Raw genomic sequence first — 17,892 nt, forward strand, 5'->3', positions numbered from 1 at the left:
ATGCCTGGCATGCGCGTTGCTTGCATAATAGGCACCACACCAGCCAGGCCGCCAAGGCCCCGGGGTGCCGGCGGCAGGCCGCGCAACCCGAAGCAGGAGGATCCATGCACGACGCTGCACCCCGCTCCGTTGCGGCCCATGACGAAATGCTGGACGGCCAGGGCAATGTGCGCCCCCACTACCAGGCCTATGCCGAATGGCTGGCGCGCCAGTCCGCCGACATCATGGCGGCGCGCCAGATCGAGGCCGACCTCAGCTTCCGGCGGGTGGGCATCACTTTCTCGGTGGCCGGCGACGCCGCCGGCACCGAACGCCTGATTCCCTTCGACCTCATCCCGCGCATCATCCCCGCCGACGAGTGGCGGCGCATCGACGCCGGCCTGAAACAGCGCGTGCGCGCGCTGAACATGTTCATCCACGACATCTACCACGGCCACGAGATCGTGCGGGCCGGCATCGTGCCGGCCGCCCAGGTGTTCCTGAACGCGCAGTACCGCCCCGAGATGCAGGACATCGACGTGGCCGAGGACATCTACTGCCACATCGCCGGCGTGGACATCGTGCGCGCCGGCCAGGGCGAGTTCTACGTGCTCGAGGACAACCTGCGCGTGCCCTCGGGCGTGTCGTACATGCTGGAGAACCGCAAGATGTCCATGCGGCTCATGCCCGACATCTTCGGCCGGCTCAAGGTGGAGCCCGTGGCGCACTACCCCGACCTGCTGCTGGACAACCTGCGCGAGGTGGCCCCGCGCAGCATCGACGACCCCACCGTGGTGGTGCTCACGCCGGGCATGTACAACTCGGCCTATTTCGAGCACGCGTTCCTCGCGCAGCAGATGGGCGTGGAACTGGTCGAGGGCCAGGATCTCTTCGTGGAGCAGAACACCGTCTACATGCGCACCACGCGCGGCCCCCGGCGGGTGGACGTGATCTACCGCCGCATCGACGACGACTTCCTCGACCCGCTGTCGTTCCGGGCCGACTCGGTGCTGGGCGTGCCGGGCCTGCTCTCGGTGTACCGCGCCGGCCGCATCACGCTGGCCAATGCCATCGGCACCGGCATCGCCGACGACAAATCCACCTACCTGTACGTGCCCGACATGATCCGCTTCTATCTCAAGGAGGAGCCCATCCTGTCGAACGTCCCCACCTGGCAGTGCGCCAAGCCCGATGAATTGTCACATGTGCTGGCGAACATGCACGAGCTGGTGGTCAAGGAGGTGCACGGCGCCGGCGGCTACGGCATGCTGGTGGGGCCCTCGTCCACGCGCGCCCAGATCGAGGACTTCAAGCTGCGGGTGCGGGCCAACCCGGCCAACTACATCGCCCAGCCCACGCTGGCCCTGTCCACGGTGCCCACCTACGTGCAGTCGGGCGTGGCGCCGCGCCATGTGGACCTGCGGCCCTACGTGCTGTGCGGCAAGGGCATCCGCACCGTGCCGGGCGGACTGTGCCGCGTGGCGCTGGCCGAGGGCTCGCTGGTGGTCAACAGCAGCCAGGGCGGCGGCACCAAGGACACCTGGGTACTGGAGGAATAGGATGACGAACGCCACGCCCGCGGCGCCCGCCGCCCCGAGGAGGCCGACATGCTGAGCCGCACCGCCGACAACCTGTTCTGGATGTGCCGCCACATCGAGCGCGCCGAGAACACCGCGCGCATGCTGGACGTCAACCTGCAGATGTCGCTGCTGCCCCAGGACGCCTACACGCTGGAGAGCTCCTGGCGCGCCGTGCTGCGCATCTCCGAGCTGCAGGGCGGCTACGACGCCCGCTACCCGGTGGTCACGCCGCACGACGTGATGCGCTACATGGTGCGCGAGGCCGACAATCCGTCTTCCATCTATTCGTGCCTGCGCGGGGCGCGCGAAAACGCCAGGGCGGTGCGCGGCAGCCTCACCACCGAGGTCTGGGAAACCTACAACACCACCTGGCTGGACCTGCTGCGCCACCTCGACGCGGGCCTGCCGGAACGCAATCCGGGCGAGTTCTTCGAATGGGTGAAGTTCCGTTCGCACCTGGCGCGCGGCGTCACCATCGGCACCATGCTCGAAGACGAGGCGCTGTACTTCCTGCGCATCGGCATGCACCTCGAGCGCGCCGACAACACCGCCCGCATGCTGGACGTGAAGTTCCACGAACAGGAGGCCGGACGGCCCAGCACCGCCGCGCCGGCCAGCGGGCTTTACAGCGAGTACTACCGCTGGTCGGCGCTGCTGAGTTCGGTGTCGGGCCTGGAAATCTACCGCAAGGTATACCGCGATGTCATCGCGCCCGACCGCGTCGCCGAGCTGATGATCCTGCATGGCGACATGCCGCGCTCGCTGCTGGCCTCCGTGCGCGCGGTGGCCGAGGACCTGGCGCGCGTGGCCAACGGCCGCTCCGCCGAAACCGAGCGGCGCGCCGGCATGCTGCGCGCCGAGCTGGAGTACGGCCGCGTCGAGGACATCCTGCGTGGCGGGCTGCACCGCTTCCTCGAGCGCTTCCTGGCGCGCATCAACGACCTGGGCAACCGCATCAGCCAGGACTTCCTGGTGCCGCTGTCCGCCTAGCGCTGTCGACAACACAAGGGCCCGCCACGGAGCGACGCATGAAGCACCTGATCAAGCACATCACCCGCTACCGCTACACCGCGCCGGTTTCCTATTCCATCCAGACGCTGCGCCTCACGCCGCGTGCCGACGACCACCAGCGCGCGCTGCGCTGGCACATCGACGCCCCGGGGCCGCTGGCCGAACAGGTCGACGCCTACGGCAACGTCACCCACACCCTCACCCTGAACCGCCCGCACAGCGAGATCGAGATCCGCGTCACCGGCCAGATCGAGATCGACCCGCTGGCGTACGGCCGGGTGCTCGGCGAGGAAAGCCGCCTGCCGGTGCATGCCTACTGCGTGCCCACTCCCCTCACGCGCAGCGACGACGCCATCGCCGAGCTGTGCCGCGAGACCGTGCCCGACGGGCTGCGCGCGCCCCAGGACCTCCTCTCGCTGGCCAACGCCATCTGCGCGCGCGTGGCCTATGAGCCGGGCGTGACCGACGTCACCACGGCGGCCGGCCAGGTGCTGGCGCTGGGCCACGGCGTATGCCAGGACCACGTCCACCTGTTCCTGGCCTGCGCGCGCGGGCTGGGCGTGCCGGCCCGCTACGTCAGCGGCTACTACTACACCGGCGGAGATGCGGCCGCCAGCCATGCCTGGGCCGACGCCTGGCTCGAGGGCCACGGCTGGACGAGCATCGACATCACCAACCGGGAGTTCGCCTCCGACGGACACTGCCGCCTGGCGGTGGCGCGCGACTACGACTCCGCCTCCCCCGTGCGCGGCGTGCGCAATGGCGGAGGCGAGGAATCCATGAGCGTCTCGGTGCAGGTGCAGGTGGCCCGCCAGCAGTAGCGGCGCATCCGCGTCCCGGCACCCAGACATGTGAAACAGCCCGCCCGGTCCCAGGCACGCCAGCGCCTGGCGCCTTCCTCCTGCCCCGATCGAGAGTGGAGACTTCCGTGTCCATACACGTAGCCCTCAAGCATGTGACGCAGTACCGCTACGACCGCCTGGTCGGACTGTCGCCGCAGGTGCTGCGGCTGCGGCCCGCGCCGCATTGCCGCACGCCCATCCTGGCGTACTCGCTCACGGTCGAACCGGCCGGGCATTTCCTGAATTGGCAGCAGGACCCCTTTGCCAACTACCTCGCGCGCCTGACCTTCCCGGAAAAAACCCGCGAGCTGCGCATCACGATCGACCTGGTCGCGGAAATGGCGGTGTACAACCCGTTCGATTTCTTCCTCGAACCTTCGGCCGAACATTACCCGTTCCGGTACGAACCCGGGCTGGCGCACGACCTCGCCCCCTACCTTGCCAGGGAGCCCGCCACGCCGCTGTTCGCGGAGTTCATGGCGCGCATCGACACCGGCAGCCAGCGCACCGTGGATTTCCTGGTGGGGCTCAACCGCCAGGTGCACCGCGAGATCTCCTACCTGATCCGCATGGAGCCGGGCGTGCAGACGCCGGAAGAGACCCTGCGCCGCGCCGCCGGCTCCTGCCGCGACTCGGGCTGGCTGCTGGTGCAGGCGCTGCGCCACCTGGGCCTGGCGGCGCGCTTCGTCTCGGGCTACCTGATCCAGCTCAAGCCCGACGTGAAATCGCTCGACGGCCCCAGCGGCGCGGAGGCCGACTTCACCGACCTGCATGCCTGGTGCGAGGTGTTCCTGCCCGGGGCTGGCTGGATCGGGCTGGATCCCACCTCGGGGCTGCTGGCCGGCGAAGGCCACATCCCCCTGGCGGCCACGCCGGAACCGGGCAGCGCCGCGCCCATCACCGGGGCCGTGGAAAAGTCGGAAGTGGCATTCAGCCACGATATGGCGATCACGCGCATCTTCGAGTCGCCGCGCGTCACCAAGCCCTACACCGCCGCGCAGTGGGAGGCCATCCGCGACCTCGGCCATCGCATCGACGACGACCTGGACCGCCACGACGTGCGCCTGACCATAGGCGGCGAGCCGACCTTCGTGGCCACGACCGACCGCGACGCCCCCGAATGGAACACCGCCGCGCTGGGGCCCACCAAGCGCGGCTACGCCACCGAGCTGGTGCACCGGCTGCGCGAGCGCTACGGCGCCAATGGCTTCCTGCATTTCGGCCAGGGCAAGTGGTATCCCGGCGAGCAGTTGCCGCGCTGGGCGCTGTCGATCTACTGGCGCGCCGATGGCCAGCCGTGCTGGAACGACCCGTCTCTGTTCGCCGACGAACGCCGCCCCGGGGGCTGCACCGAGGCCGATGCGCAGCGATTCATGCTGGCGCTGTGCGCCGAACTGGGCGTGCCGGCGGACTATGCGCAGCCCGCCTATGAAGACGTGTTCTATTACCTTTGGCGCGAACGGCGCCTGCCGGTCAACGTGGACCCCTTCGACGCGCGGCTGGACGACGAACTCGAGCGCGCCCGGCTGCGCCAGGTCTTCAGCCGGGGGCTGGACCGCGTGGTGGGCTATGCCCTGCCCCTGAGCTGCGAGGGGGGGGCCTGGCGCAGCGGCCCCTGGTTCCTGCGCGACGAGCGCATGTACCTGTTCCCGGGCGATTCCCCCATGGGCTACCGGCTGCCGCTGGATTCGCTGCCCTGGGCCGCCGAAGCCGACCGCCCGCTGGCGGTGGAGGCCGATCCCTACGGACTGCCACGCAGCCTGCCGGCACCGGCCCTGCTGCGCATGCAGCCTCCTCATGCCGCCGCGGGGCCCGAGTCCGGCGGGCGCGGACCGGGCGCCGGCGGACCGGGCGCCGGCGGGCCGGGCGCTGCCGGCGCCGGCGGGGCCGCCGGTGCGGCCGCAATGCCTGCAGACCAGCGGCCCGCGCGCTTCGAATCGGCCGGCTGGATCACGCGCACCGCCCTGTGCGTGCAGGCGCGCGAGGGCGTGCTCTATGTGTTCATGCCGCCGCTGGCGCAGGCCGAAGACTACCTGCGGCTGCTCACGGCGGTGGAGGCCACCGCCGCCCGGCTGGGCCGGCCCGTCGTGCTGGAAGGCTATCCGCCGCCGCGCGACCCGCGCCTGAAGCTGCTGCAGGTCACGCCGGACCCCGGCGTGATCGAGGTCAACATCCATCCGGCGTCCAACTGGGACGAACTGGTGGACCATACCGAGTTCCTCTATGCGGCGGCCTTCGAGACACGGCTGTCCACCGAGAAATTCATGGCCGATGGCCGGCATACCGGCACCGGCGGGGGCAACCATCTCGTGCTGGGCGGCGCCACGCCGGCCGACAGCCCCTTCCTGCGCCGCCCCGACGTGCTCGCCAGCCTGCTGGCCTACTGGGTCAACCATCCGTCGCTGTCGTACCTGTTCTCGGGCCTGTTCATCGGCCCCACCAGCCAGGCCCCGCGCATCGACGAGGCGCGCAACGACCAGGTCTACGAGCTCGAGATCGCGCTGCAGGAGATACACCGCCAATGCGCCGCGCACGGTGCCGGCGTGCCGCCCTGGATGGTCGACCGCGCGCTGCGCAACATCCTGGTCGACGTCACCGGCAACACGCATCGCGCCGAGTTCTGCATCGACAAGCTGTATTCGCCCGACGGCCCCACCGGCCGGCTGGGCCTGCTGGAGCTGCGCGCCTTCGAGATGCCGCCCCATGCCCACATGAGCCTGGCGCAGCAGCTGCTGCTGCGCGGACTGCTGGCCCGCTTCTGGCGCACCCCGTACACCGCCAGGCTCACGCGCTGGGGCACGGCCCTGCACGACCGCTTCCTGCTGCCGACCTTCGTGTGGATGGACTTCGAGGACGTGATCGCCGACCTCAACGAAGCCGGCTATGGCTTCGAGCCAGAATGGTTCGCCCCCCATTTCGAATTCCGCTTCCCCCAGTACGGCGACATCGCCGCGCGCGGCATCCGGCTGGAAGTGCGCGGCGCGCTGGAACCGTGGCACGTCATGGGCGAGGAGGCCGCCGCCGGGGGCACGGTGCGCTACGTCGACGCCTCCCTGGAGCGCATCGAGGTGCGGGTCGAGGGCCTGAACGACAGCCGCTACGTGGTCACGGCCAACGGCCGGGCGCTGGCACTGCAGCCCACCGGCCGCGCCGGGGAGTTCGTGGCCGGCGTGCGCTACAAGGCCTGGGCGCCGCCGTCCGCCCTGCACCCGACGGTGCCGGTGCACGCGCCGCTCACGCTGGACATCGTCGATACCTGGACGCAGCGGTCGCTGGGCGGTTGCCGGTATCATGTGGACCATCCGGGCGGCCTGAACCCGGACACCCTGCCCATCAACGCCTACGAAGCCGAAAGCCGGCGGCTGGCGCGGTTCTGGAAAATGGGGCACACGCCGGGGCGCATGCAGGTTGCCCCGCCCATGCCCAGCCGCGAGTTCCCGTTCACGCTGGACCTGCGGCACGACTAGAACCTGTTCCAGCCGAAGGGCCCGAACCCGCCGCGGCACGCCGCCAAGCCCGCCACCCATGCCGCAGTTCCTTTTCCAGACCGACACGCGCGACATCGCCGCCCTCGCGGCGCATGCGGCCCTGCCGCCGCGCCCCGGCCACTACGACGAGCTGCGCGCCGCGCCGGCGGCGGGCGGCGGCACCGTGCTGCGTCCGCCGTGGCCGCGCTTCTTCGAACTGCTGGGCACCGAGGGCTTCGCCGACCTCGACCGCCGCGCGGCCATCGTGGCGCGCCAGATCCGCGAAAACGGCGTCACCTACAACATCTATGCCGACGCCAACGGGCCGGCGCGCCCGTGGTCGCTGGACCTGCTGCCCTATATCGTGGGCGAGTCCGACTGGGCCGTCATCGAGCGCGGCCTGGCGCAGCGCGCGCGCCTGCTCGACCGGGTGCTGGCCGACGTGTACGGCCCCCAGGCGCTGCTGCAGTCGGGCCTGCTGCCTGCGGCGCTGGTGCAGGGCCATCCCGGCTACCTGCGCCCCCTGCGCGGCCACGTGCCGCCGGGAGGCGTGTTCCTGCACATCGCGGCCTTCGACCTGGCGCGCGCCAGCGACGGCAGCTGGCAGGTGGTCTCGCAGCGCACCCAGGCGCCTTCCGGCCTGGGCTACCTGCTGGAGAACCGCCTGATCATCTCCGGCCTGTTCCCCGAGGCCTACAAGGAACTGCGCGTGCAGCACCTGGCGGCCAGCTACCGCAGGCTGGTGGACATGCTCTACCGGCTCAGCCCCGGCGGGCTGCCGGCGCACACGCCCCCGCGCATCGCCCTGCTCACGCCGGGCCCCTACAACGAAACCTATTTCGAGCAGATCTACCTGGCGCGCTACCTGGGCCTCACCCTGGTCGAAGGCAGCGATCTCGTCGTGCGCGACGAGCAATTGTTCGTCAAGACCCTGCACGGGCTTGAACGCGTGCACGCGCTGCTGCGCCGGCTCGACGACGACTTCTGCGACCCGCTGGAACTGCGCGCCGACTCGGCCCTGGGCGTGCCCGGCCTGCTGCAGGCCATGCGCGCCGGCAACGTGCTGGTGGCCAATGCCCTGGGCGCCGGCCTGCTCGAATCGCCCGCCATCAACGGCTTCCTGCCGGCCATCTGCCGGCACCTGCTGGACGAACCGCTGCAGTTGCCGTCGCTGCCGTCGTGGTGGTGCGGCGAAGCCGCCGCCCTGCAGCAGGCGCTGCCCATGCTGGAATCCGCGGTGGTCAAGGCCACCTATCCGGGCAGCCGCCGGCGTCCCGGCTTCGAACCGGTGATAGGCGCCAGCGCCTCGCCCGCGGCCCTGGCCGAACTGCGCGCGCACATCGCCGACGATCCCGACGCCTACACGGTGCAGGCCTACCTGCCGCTGTCGCAGGCGCCCACCTGGGCCGAGGGCCGCATCGTGCCGCGGGCGGCCATGGTGCGGGTCTTCGCCATCGCCGACGGCGAAGGCGGGTGGCACGTGCTGCCGGGCGGCCTCACCCGCATCGCCCACCGGCAGCAGCAGGTGGTGTCCATGCAGCGCGGCGGCAGCAGCCTGGACACGTGGGTCACCACCAGCGGGGCGGTCGACACGTTCTCGATGCTGCCCACGCGCCTGCGCCCCGAGGAAGTGGCGCAGGCGCGCTGGCCGGTCTCGAGCCGCGCGGCCGAGAACCTGTTCTGGGCCGGGCGCTATGCCGAGCGCATCGGCAACGACGTGCGGCTGGCCACGCTGGTCCTGGGCTGGCTCAACGGCGATGCCGACGATCCCGATCCGGTGCTGCGCGCCCTGGCCCGGCTGTGCGCGCACAGCGGCCTGGTGCCCGCCGGCATGCCCGTCGCGCTGCGCGTGTTCGAGCACACGCTGGCCGCGGGCCTGGCCGCCCCGGACGGCGGCCTGGCCCGCAACATCTCGGCGCTGGCCTACGCCGCAGGCCAGGTGCGGGACCGCCTGTCACCCGACCATTGGCGCCTGATCGCCAGCGTGGCCGCAGACGGCGGCATGGCCCGCGCCGGCGCCGACGCCGATGCCGGCGAGGCAGCGCCGCCCACCGCGGCCGACCTGCTGCCGGCGCTGCGCCAGCTGAGCCAGCAACTGTCCGCCATCAGCGGCGCCCAGGCCGACCACATGACGCGCGACGACGGCTGGCGGCTCCTCACCATAGGCCGGCACACCGAGCGGCTGGCCACCATGGCGCGGCTGCTGGCCGCGCTGTTCGAGGACAACGCCGTGCTGTGCGACAACGGCTTCGGCCTGCTGCTCGAACTGTTCGACAGCATCATCACCTATCGCGCCTATTACCAGGGCCGCCAGGAAATCCCCGCGCTGCTGCACCTGCTGGTGCTGGATCCCGCCAATCCGCGTTCGCTGGCCTGTGTGCTGGGCGGCCTGCACGCCGAACTCGGCCGCCTGCCCGGCCACGCGGCCGGCCCCGCCGCCGACCTGGTCGCCCTGCTGCCGCCTGCCGATACCGGCGTGTCCCTGGCTGCGCTGTGCGAACGCGATGCCCGCGGACGCTACGCGGCCGTGCTGGCCCTGGCGGCCCGGGCGCAGGCCGCGGCCGGCGCACTTTCCGACGAGATCAGCCGGCGCTACTTCAGCCACGCCGCCGGCGACCAGAGCCTGGCAGCCTAGGTGTCGATGCTGGAAGCAGACCTGCATGAATGAGCCCATCTCCGGCGACCCCGCCACCGGCCCCCAACAGGGCGGCGCCTGCCTGGCCGTCGTCCACGAGACGGCCTATCGCTACGACGCGCGGGTCGAGGTGTCCCATCACCTCACGCACCTGCGTCCGCGCCACGATGCGCGGCAGTCGCTCGACGCGCACGTGCTGCACATCGAGCCCGCCCCGGCGCGGGTCCACGGCATGCCCGACACGTTCGGCAACTGGCGCAGCACCTTCGCGCTGTATGTGCCGCACGATGCGCTGCTGGTGCGCGCCAGCAGCCGCGTCACGGTGCATGCGGACGCGCCGGCGCTGCAGTCGCTGCCGGCCATGCCCTGGGAGCAGGCCGCCGAGCGGCTGCGCTACGCCGCCGGCCGGCGCTACGCCCCCGAGTGCGAATTCGCCCTGCCCTCGCCCTACGTGCCGCTGCATGCCGAATTGCGCGCCTATGCGCTGCGCGCTTTCACCCCGGGCCGACCGGTGCCTGAGGCGGCCCTGGCCCTGATGCAGCGCATCCATGCGGATTTCGACTACGCCGCCGACAGCACCCACGTGGCCACCCCGCTGGTCGAGGCGTTCCGCCAGCGCCAGGGCGTATGCCAGGACTTCGCCCACGTCATGATCGGCTGCCTGCGCGCCCTCGGCCTGGCAGCGCGCTACGTCAGCGGCTACCTGCTGTCGCACCCGCCACCCGGCCAGCCGCGCCTGGTGGGCGCCGACGCCTCGCACGCCTGGGTATCGGTCCATTGCCCGGACGCCATGAGCGGCGCCTGGCTGGACCTGGATCCCACCAACGCCATGCTGCCGGGCCGGGAACACGCCGTGCTGGCGTACGGCCGCGACTACGGCGACGTCACCCCGCTGCGCGGCGTCATCCGCGGCGGCGGCGGCCATGCACTCGAAGTCCGCGTCACCGTAGCGCCGTGGCAGGAGGCACCCGCCGGCCTGTCTCTGCCCCCCCAGCAGGAGACACCATGACCCGATTCTTCGACGCGCTCAGCCAGCAGCTCGACGGCCTGGCGCGGCGCCGCGGCCGCACCACCCGCTCGCGGCTGTACCGCTGCGTCTGCGGCCAGCCGGTATTTTTCGACAACACCGAGTGCCTGAACTGCCATGCGCAGCTCGGCTACGAGCCGCACCTCGGCCGCGTCGTGGCCCTGGCCGAAGGCCCGCAGCCCGGTTCCTGGCGGCTGGCCGGACGCCAGCGCAGCAGGATGTACCGGCGCTGCGCCAATTTCGACACGCCGGCCGTCTGCAACTGGCTGGTGCCGGCAGGCGCGCGCGAAACGCTGTGCCCGGCCTGCGCCCTGAACCGCACCATTCCCAATCTTTCGGATCCGGAGAACGGCAGGCTGTGGGCCAAGGTGGAATCCGCCAAGCGCCGGCTGGTGGCGCAACTGCTGGCCCTGGGCCTGCCCTTGCGGCGCGCCGCAGAGCCGGGCGACGGCGGCCTGATGTTCGACCTGCTGGCCCCCGATCCGGACGGCCAGCCGCCCATGACGGGCCATGACCGCGGGCTCATCACGCTCAACGTGCAGGAGGCCGACGACGCCTACCGCGTCAAGGTGCGCGAACAGATGCACGAGCCCTACCGCACGCTGCTGGGCCACTTCCGCCACGAGATCGGCCACTTCTACTGGGACCGCCTGGTGGCCGGCACGCCATGGCTGGACAGCTTCCGCCAGGTGTTCGGCGACGAGCGCGCCGACTACGGCGCCGCGCTGCAGCGCCACTACGACCAGGGGCCGCCGGCCGACTGGGATCAGTCCTACATCAGCAGCTACGCCTCTTGCCATCCCTGGGAAGACTGGGCCGAGACCTGGGCCCACTACCTGCACATGATGGACACCCTGGAGACGGCCATGAGCTTCGGCGTGGCCCGCGACGCCGTGGAACGGCCCTACGCGCCGTTCACCGAAACGGCGCTGTACGACCCCACCGACCCGGATGGCCCCCAGTTCCTGGCCCTGGTAAATGCCTGGGTGGACCTCACCGGGGTGCTCAACGAGCTGTCGCGCAGCATGGGCCAGCGGGATTTCTATCCCTTCGTGCTGCCCATGGCCGTGGTAGGCAAGCTGCAGTTCGTGCACCGGCTGGTGCGCACCGCCCCCGCCTGAAGCGGCTTGTGCCTACAATTGGCGCAGTTTTTTATCGGTCACCGCCATGACTTACTGCGTCGCTGCCCATCTCGAAGCGGGCCTGGTCTTTCTCTCCGACTCCCGCACCAATGCCGGGGTGGACCAGATCAGCATCTTCCGCAAGCTCAAGGTATTCGAGCAGCCCGGCGAGCGCGTGATGGTGCTCATGAGCGCCGGCAACCTGGCCATCAGCCAGGCGGTGGTCAATGTGCTGGCCCAGCACGACAGCAGCGACGCCGGCTCGCTGTGGCAGGCGCCGGACATGTTCGAAGCGGCCCGCCGCGTCGGGCTGGCGGTGCGCGAAGTGCACCGGCGCGACGCCGAGGCCCTGGCCGGCCAGGGCGTGGAATTCAACGTCAGCCTGATCTTCGGCGGCCAGATCCGCGGCGGGGCCTGCAGGCTGTTCCAGGTGTACGCGGCGGGCAACTTCATCGAGGCCACGCACGAATGCCCCTACATCCAGATCGGCGAGGCCAAGTACGGCAAGCCCATCCTGGATCGCGTGCTGCGCCCCGACACGCCGCTGGATGAAGCGGCCAAGTGCGCGCTGATCTCCATGGATTCCACGCTGCGCTCCAACATCTCGGTGGGCTTGCCGCTGGACCTGCTGGTGTACGAGCAGGATTCCCTGCGCGTCACCCACTTCGCCAACATCGACGAGCACAACGAATACTTCCGCATGATCCGCGGCACCTGGGGCGCACGCCTGCGCCAGGTGTTCACGGAAATCCCCGATCCGCCCTGGACGGCGCCCGGCAACCCTGCCTCGCTCACCGGCGGCCATACCCACCGCCCCGTGCGCATCCTGCCGCCGCGGACCCTGGAAGCCGACTATGCGCCGCCCCAGGTGCTGGCCCAGGACACCGCCGGCCATCCCCAGGCCTCCTGAGCCCCGGACGGCGCCGGCGGCGGCCCGCGCCGCGGCATCCGGCGCCCCGGCATCCCGGCTGCTTCGACGCCGCCGAACCCCGGCTTAGCGAAGCGCGAATTCCTCCCCGTCCCGCATTGCCCGAAACTGGCTTTCCTCCCGGGCGGCCGCTGGCCGTCCGGGCCATGACCCTAGAAAAGGAGCGAGACATGGGAATCTTCCCGCAACAACACCTGCGCCGCCTGGGCGCCCTCCTGCTGGCCGCCGGCTGCCTGGCGGCAGGCCACGCAATGGCACAGGGCGCGTACCCGGGCCGCCCCATCACCCTGGTCGTGCCCTTCGCCGCCGGCGGCCCCACCGACGTGGTGGCCCGCACCCTGGGCGCGGCCATGTCGCGCACGCTGGGCCAGCCCATCGTGGTGGAGAACCGCACCGGCGCCGGCGGCACCATCGCGCCCGCCTTCGTGGCCAAGGCCGAGCCCGACGGCTACACCTTCCTGATCCACCACAACGGCATGGCCACCGCACCGGCGCTGTACCGCAAGCTGCCCTACGACCCCCTCAAGGACTTCGAATACGTGGGCCAGGTGGCCGACGTGCCCATGACCCTGCTGGGCCGCAAGGACCTGCCCGCCGACGACATGGCAGGCTTCATGGCCTACGCCAGGCAGAACGGCAACAAGGTGAACCTGGCCAACGCCGGCCCCGGCGCGGTGTCCCAGCTGTGCGGCATGCTGCTGCAGGAGGCCCTGGGCACGCAGTTCACCACCGTGCCCTACGCCGGCACCGCCCCGGCCCTCACCGCGCTGCTCGGCGGCCAGGTCGACGTGCTGTGCGACCAGACCACGCAGACCATCCCGCACATCAAGGCGGGCAAGGTGAAGTTCTACGGCGTGACCACGCTGGAGCGCATCAAGGCCCTGCCCGATGCGCCCACCCTGCAGGAGGCCGGGCTGAAGGGCTTCGAGATGAAGGTCTGGCACGGCATCTACGCCCCCAAGGGCACGCCCCGGGAGGTCATCAAGACTTTCAACGCCGCGCTGAAGACCGGCCTGGCCGACCCGGCGTTCAGCCAGCGCATGGCCGAGCTGGGCGCGGAGATCGTGCCCGCCGCCAAGCAGACCCCCGAAGGGCTGCAGACCTGGCTCAAGTCCGAAAGCGACAAGTGGCAGCCGCTCATCCGCAAGGCCGGCGTCTACGCCGACTGAGCGCGCGGCGCGGTGCCGGGCGCCGCGCCTCAGCGGCCCAGCGCCTTCCAGATGCCCAGCGGCGCCTCGGCCGAATTCAGCGTGTAGAAGTGCAGCCCCGGCGCGCCCCCGTCCAGCAGCTGCTGGCACAGGCGCGTCACCACGTCGATCCCGAAAGCGCGGATCGAGGCCTTGTCGTCGCCGAACTCGGCCAGGCGCAGGCGGATCCAGCGCGGCACCTCGGCGCCGCACATGTCGGAGAAGCGCAGCAGCTGGCTCTGGTTGGTGATGGGCATGATGCCGGGCACGATGGGCACCGTCACGCCCCTGGCCCTGGCCCGGGCCACGAAATCGAAATACGCGTCGGCGTTGAAGAAATACTGGGTGATCGCAGCGTCGGCGCCCGCCTGGACCTTGCGCACGAAATGCCCGAGGTCGGCCGACGGGCTGGAGGCCTGCGGATGCATCTCGGGATAGGCCGCCACCTCGATGTGGAACCAGTCGCCGGTTTCCTCGCGGATGAAGGCCACCAGGTCGCTGGCGTAGCGCAGCTCGCCGGCATCGCCGCCCATGCCCGAAGGCAGGTCGCCGCGCAGGGCCACCACGCGCCGCACCCCCTCCTCGCGATAGGCCTGGAGGATCTCGCGCAGCTGCGCGCGCGAGGCGCCCACGCACGACAGATGGGGCGCCGCATCACAGCCCAGGTTGCGCAACATGCGCACGGTATCGGCCGTGCCGGCGCGGGTCGAACCCCCGGCGCCGAAGGTCACGCTGACATAGCGCGGCTGCATGGGCAGCAGCTGCTTGGCCACGCGCACCAGCCGCTCCTGGGCGGCGATGTCGCGCGGCGGGAAGAACTCCAGGCTCAGCGCGGGCGTATTCGCTTGGTTCATCAGGGAATCAGTCGGGACAGCAGGCCGGAGATCAGGCTGTAGAGAATCGCACCCGCCACGGCCCACCAGAAGCCGTTGACCTGGAAGCCGCGCAGCACGGAGCCCGCGAACCAGAACAACAAGGCATTCAGGATGATGAGGAAGAGACCGAGCGTGACGATCGTGATGGGCAGCGTCAGCAGGACCAGCACCGGCTTGACCAGCATGTTGAGCAGGCCCAGCACCAGCGCGGCGATCAGCGCCGAGCCGAAGCTGGCCACGGCGATGCCGGGCAGCAGGTACGCCACCGCCAGCAGGGCGACGGCGTTCAGGATCCAGACGAGTATCAGGGTCATGGTCGATCTCCTATCGGGAGGAAACGCCCGCGCCGGCGCGGCGCGGGTACGTGTCCCCTATTGTGCTACAGGAATCAGTAGCGGTAATGATCGGCCTTGAACGGGCCGTCGACCGGCACGCCGATGTAGTCGGCCTGCTGCGGCGTGAGCTTGGTGAGCTTCGCACCCAGCTTCTTCAGGTGCAGGAAGGCGACCTTCTCGTCGAGGTGCTTGGGCAGCACGTACACCTGCCCCTTTTCATAGGCCTCGTTGCGCGTGTAGAGCTCGATCTGCGCGATGGTCTGGTTGGCGAACGACGACGACATCACGAACGAGGGATGGCCCGTGGCGCAGCCCAGGTTCACCAGGCGGCCCTTGGCCAGCAGGATGATGCGCTTGCCGTCGGGGAAGATCACGTGGTCGACCTGCGGCTTGATCTCTTCCCACTGCAGGTCTTCGATGCCGGCCACGTCGATCTCGTTGTCGAAGTGCCCGATGTTGCACACGATGGCCTGGTCCTTCATGGCTTCCATGTGCTTGCGCGTGATCACGTTGTAGTTGCCGGTGGCCGTGACAAAGATGTCGCCGTGCGCGGCGGCTTCGTCCATGGTGACCACCTTGTAGCCCTCCATGGCGGCCTGCAGCGCGCAGATCGGGTCGATCTCGGTGACCCACACCTGGGCGCGCAGCGAGGCCAGCGCCTGGGCGCAGCCCTTGCCCACGTCGCCGTAGCCGGCCACCACGGCGATCTTGCCGGCCACCATCACGTCGGTGGCGCGCTTGATCCCGTCGACCAGCGACTCGCGGCAGCCGTACAGGTTGTCGAACTTCGACTTGGTGACCGAGTCGTTCACGTTGATGGCCGCGAAGGCCAGCTCGCCCTTCTGCGACATCTGGTAGAGGCGGTGCACGCCGGTGGTGGTTTCCTCGGTCACGCCCTTGATCTGGGCCAGCCGGGTGGAGTACCACTTGGGATCGCGCTCCAGCGTTTTCTTGATGGCGGCATACAGCACGCGCTCTTCCTCGCTGCCGGGCTTGGCCAGCACGGAGATGTCTTTCTCGGCCTTGGCGCCCAGGTGCAGCAGCAGCGTGGCGTCGCCGCCGTCGTCCAGGATCATGTTGGCCTGCTCGCCGGGCCACTCGAAGATCTTGTGGGTGTATTCCCAGTACTGCTCGAGCGTCTCGCCCTTGACGGCGAACACCGGCGTGCCGGTGGCGGCGATGGCCGCGGCGGCGTGGTCCTGGGTGGAGAAGATGTTGCACGAGGCCCAGCGCACTTCGGCGCCCAGGGCAACCAGCGTCTCGATCAGCACGCCGGTCTGGATGGTCATGTGCAGGCTGCCCGCGATGCGCGCGCCCTTCAGGGGCTGGCTGGCGGCGTATTCCTCGCGGATGGCCATCAGGCCCGGCATCTCGGTTTCGGCGATGGCCAGCTCGCGGCGGCCCCAGTCGGCCAGCGACAGGTCGGCGACGATGTAGTCTTTGACGGAGGATTCGGTGACGGCGTTCATGGTGGAGGGCTCCATGTGGATGACGAACGGCGCAACGACGGCCGGACGGCGGGAGCCCTGCACGGCAACGGCATGGCCCCGCCTTTTCCGCCGTGGCGGCTAAGGTGAGCGCCGTTGCTGCAGCGCCGTGCGGACACGGCGCGTGGAACAAGTTTCCTGAGCCTGGCGGACGCGGCCCTGGGCGGCTGGCGATCCGTCGCAACGCTCCTCAGGAATGCGGCGTATTGTAGCGTTTCGCCCTGCCCGCGCAAAAGCCGCGCTCACAGCTGCGGATGGTAGGCCGGATCCACCCAGGCGGTCTGTTCCGTGAGCGGCACCAGGGCGCCCAGCAGGTCGCTGGCCACGGCATCCCAGGTGCGGGTGAGCGCATGCGCCCGCACCGCCTGGCGGTCGAGGTCGAGGGCGGCGCGGCAGGCCTGCGCGAGGTCGTCGTTCAGGTAGCCCGTGACGCCCTGCTCCACCACCGCCATGGGCGCCTCGGCCCGCAATGCCGCCACCGGCGTGCCGCAGGCCATGGCTTCCAGCATCACCAGGCCGAAGGTATCGGTGAGGCTGGGAAACACGAACACGTCGGCGGCGCGGTAGTACTGGGGCAGCTTGCCGTCGGGCTGCGGGCCGGCGTAGACGACATCCGGATAGCGCGACCGCAGCCGTTCGGCATCGGGCCCGCCGCCCACCACCACCTTGGTGCCGGGCAGGTCCAGCGAGAGGAAGGCGTCGAGGTTCTTCTCGCGCGCCACCCGGCCCACGCTGAGGTAGATGGGGCGCGGGAGATCGCCCAGCGCATCGCGCGAGCCGGGCGAGAACAGCCGGGCATCCACCCCCCGCGACCACACCTGCAGGCGCTCCAGCCCGCGCCGGGCGACGATGTCGCGCACCGTGGGCGTGGGCACCAGCACGCGCTGCGAGGGCCGGTGGAACCAGCGCATGTAGCGCCAGGGCAGCGAGGCCGGGATGCCCATGCGGGCTTCCAGGTATTCGGGGAACAGGGTGTGGAACGAGGTGGTGAAGCGCCAGCCGCGGCGCAGCGCCATGCGGCGCGCCGCCAGGCCCAGCGGCCCTTCGGTGGCGATGTGCAGGGCGTCGGGCACGGTGTCGCCCAGGATGCGGCGCAGCTGCTTGCCGGGCTGCACGCACAGCCGCAATTCCGGCTCCGACGGCGCCGGCACCGTGCGGCTGCCTTCCGGGCTGACCACGATCACCTCGTGGCCCCACTCCCGGAGCAGGCGCAGCATGGTGGTCCAGGTGCGGACCACGCCGTTGATTTGCGGATGCCAGGCATCCGTGACGAGGACGATGCGCATGGTACGAACCGGGTCGGGTTGCGACCGCTGCATTAGGCCCGCCTATTGTGACATGACAAAGTCAGCTGTCCAGAGGCATCCCTGGTCGCGGCCGCCCGCCGCAGATAGACTGGCGGCTTCGGGCCGCCCGGC

At 70.4% G+C, this 17,892-nt stretch carries 13 protein-coding genes and 1 riboswitch; of the genes, 9 read left to right on the forward strand and 4 right to left on the reverse strand.

What is annotated here, in order from left to right; all coding sequences use genetic code 11:
- The first annotated feature begins 104 nt into the window (after nt 1-104).
- From ACYBYQ_RS19560 to ACYBYQ_RS19600, 9 genes are all read left to right on the forward strand, one after another.
- On the forward strand, nt 105-1,538 hold the full coding sequence (locus tag ACYBYQ_RS19560) for a circularly permuted type 2 ATP-grasp protein (protein WP_459616084.1): 1,434 nt from the start codon (nt 105-107) through the stop codon (nt 1,536-1,538).
- Between the two features lie 48 nt (nt 1,539-1,586).
- Nucleotides 1,587-2,549, forward strand: coding sequence for an alpha-E domain-containing protein (locus ACYBYQ_RS19565; RefSeq protein WP_459616085.1), 963 nt, complete (start codon nt 1,587-1,589; stop codon nt 2,547-2,549).
- Nucleotides 2,550-2,587: 38 nt separating this feature from the next.
- Nucleotides 2,588-3,391: a transglutaminase family protein gene (locus ACYBYQ_RS19570; protein WP_459616086.1), complete on the forward strand. Its 804-nt coding sequence runs from the start codon at nt 2,588-2,590 to the stop codon at nt 3,389-3,391.
- A gap of 107 nt (nt 3,392-3,498) precedes the next feature.
- On the forward strand, nt 3,499-6,879 hold the full coding sequence (locus tag ACYBYQ_RS19575) for a transglutaminase family protein (RefSeq protein WP_459616087.1): 3,381 nt from the start codon (nt 3,499-3,501) through the stop codon (nt 6,877-6,879).
- Between the two features lie 58 nt (nt 6,880-6,937).
- A complete protein-coding gene (locus ACYBYQ_RS19580; RefSeq protein ID WP_459616088.1) occupies nt 6,938-9,514 on the forward strand; it encodes a circularly permuted type 2 ATP-grasp protein in 2,577 nt (858 codons plus the stop codon).
- Between the two features lie 25 nt (nt 9,515-9,539).
- Nucleotides 9,540-10,523, forward strand: a complete 984-nt coding sequence (locus ACYBYQ_RS19585) for a transglutaminase family protein (RefSeq protein ID WP_459616089.1) — start codon at nt 9,540-9,542, stop codon at nt 10,521-10,523.
- Complete coding sequence (locus ACYBYQ_RS19590) at nt 10,520-11,662, forward strand: zinc-binding metallopeptidase family protein (protein ID WP_459616090.1); 1,143 nt, start codon at nt 10,520-10,522, stop codon at nt 11,660-11,662. Before ACYBYQ_RS19585 ends, ACYBYQ_RS19590 begins: the two co-directional genes overlap by 4 nt.
- A 46-nt stretch (nt 11,663-11,708) precedes the next feature.
- Nucleotides 11,709-12,572: a proteasome-type protease gene (locus ACYBYQ_RS19595; protein ID WP_459616091.1), complete on the forward strand. Its 864-nt coding sequence runs from the start codon at nt 11,709-11,711 to the stop codon at nt 12,570-12,572.
- 188 nt (nt 12,573-12,760) lie between these two features.
- Nucleotides 12,761-13,759, forward strand: a complete 999-nt coding sequence (locus tag ACYBYQ_RS19600; protein ID WP_459616092.1) for a tripartite tricarboxylate transporter substrate-binding protein — start codon at nt 12,761-12,763, stop codon at nt 13,757-13,759.
- Nucleotides 13,760-13,788: 29 nt separating this feature from the next.
- Here ACYBYQ_RS19600 and metF read toward each other — a convergent pair whose 3' ends face one another.
- From metF to ACYBYQ_RS19620, 4 genes are all read right to left on the reverse strand, one after another.
- Nucleotides 13,789-14,631, reverse strand: a complete 843-nt coding sequence (metF, locus tag ACYBYQ_RS19605; RefSeq protein ID WP_459616093.1) for a methylenetetrahydrofolate reductase [NAD(P)H] — start codon at nt 14,629-14,631, stop codon at nt 13,789-13,791.
- Complete coding sequence (locus ACYBYQ_RS19610; protein WP_459616094.1) at nt 14,631-14,966, reverse strand: phage holin family protein; 336 nt, start codon at nt 14,964-14,966, stop codon at nt 14,631-14,633. The genes metF and ACYBYQ_RS19610 overlap by 1 nt, the downstream gene beginning before the upstream one ends.
- Before the next feature lie 74 nt (nt 14,967-15,040).
- Entirely contained in the window at nt 15,041-16,456 is a 1,416-nt protein-coding gene (gene ahcY, locus ACYBYQ_RS19615) for an adenosylhomocysteinase (RefSeq protein WP_459616095.1), read from the reverse strand.
- Between the two features lie 99 nt (nt 16,457-16,555).
- Nucleotides 16,556-16,672: riboswitch (S-adenosyl-L-homocysteine riboswitch) on the reverse strand.
- A 44-nt stretch (nt 16,673-16,716) separates the two neighbouring features.
- Complete coding sequence (locus ACYBYQ_RS19620; RefSeq protein WP_459616096.1) at nt 16,717-17,760, reverse strand: glycosyltransferase family 4 protein; 1,044 nt, start codon at nt 17,758-17,760, stop codon at nt 16,717-16,719.
- Between the last annotated feature and the right edge of the window lie 132 nt (nt 17,761-17,892).

This window comes from Bordetella sp. 2513F2 (genome assembly GCF_054642735.1).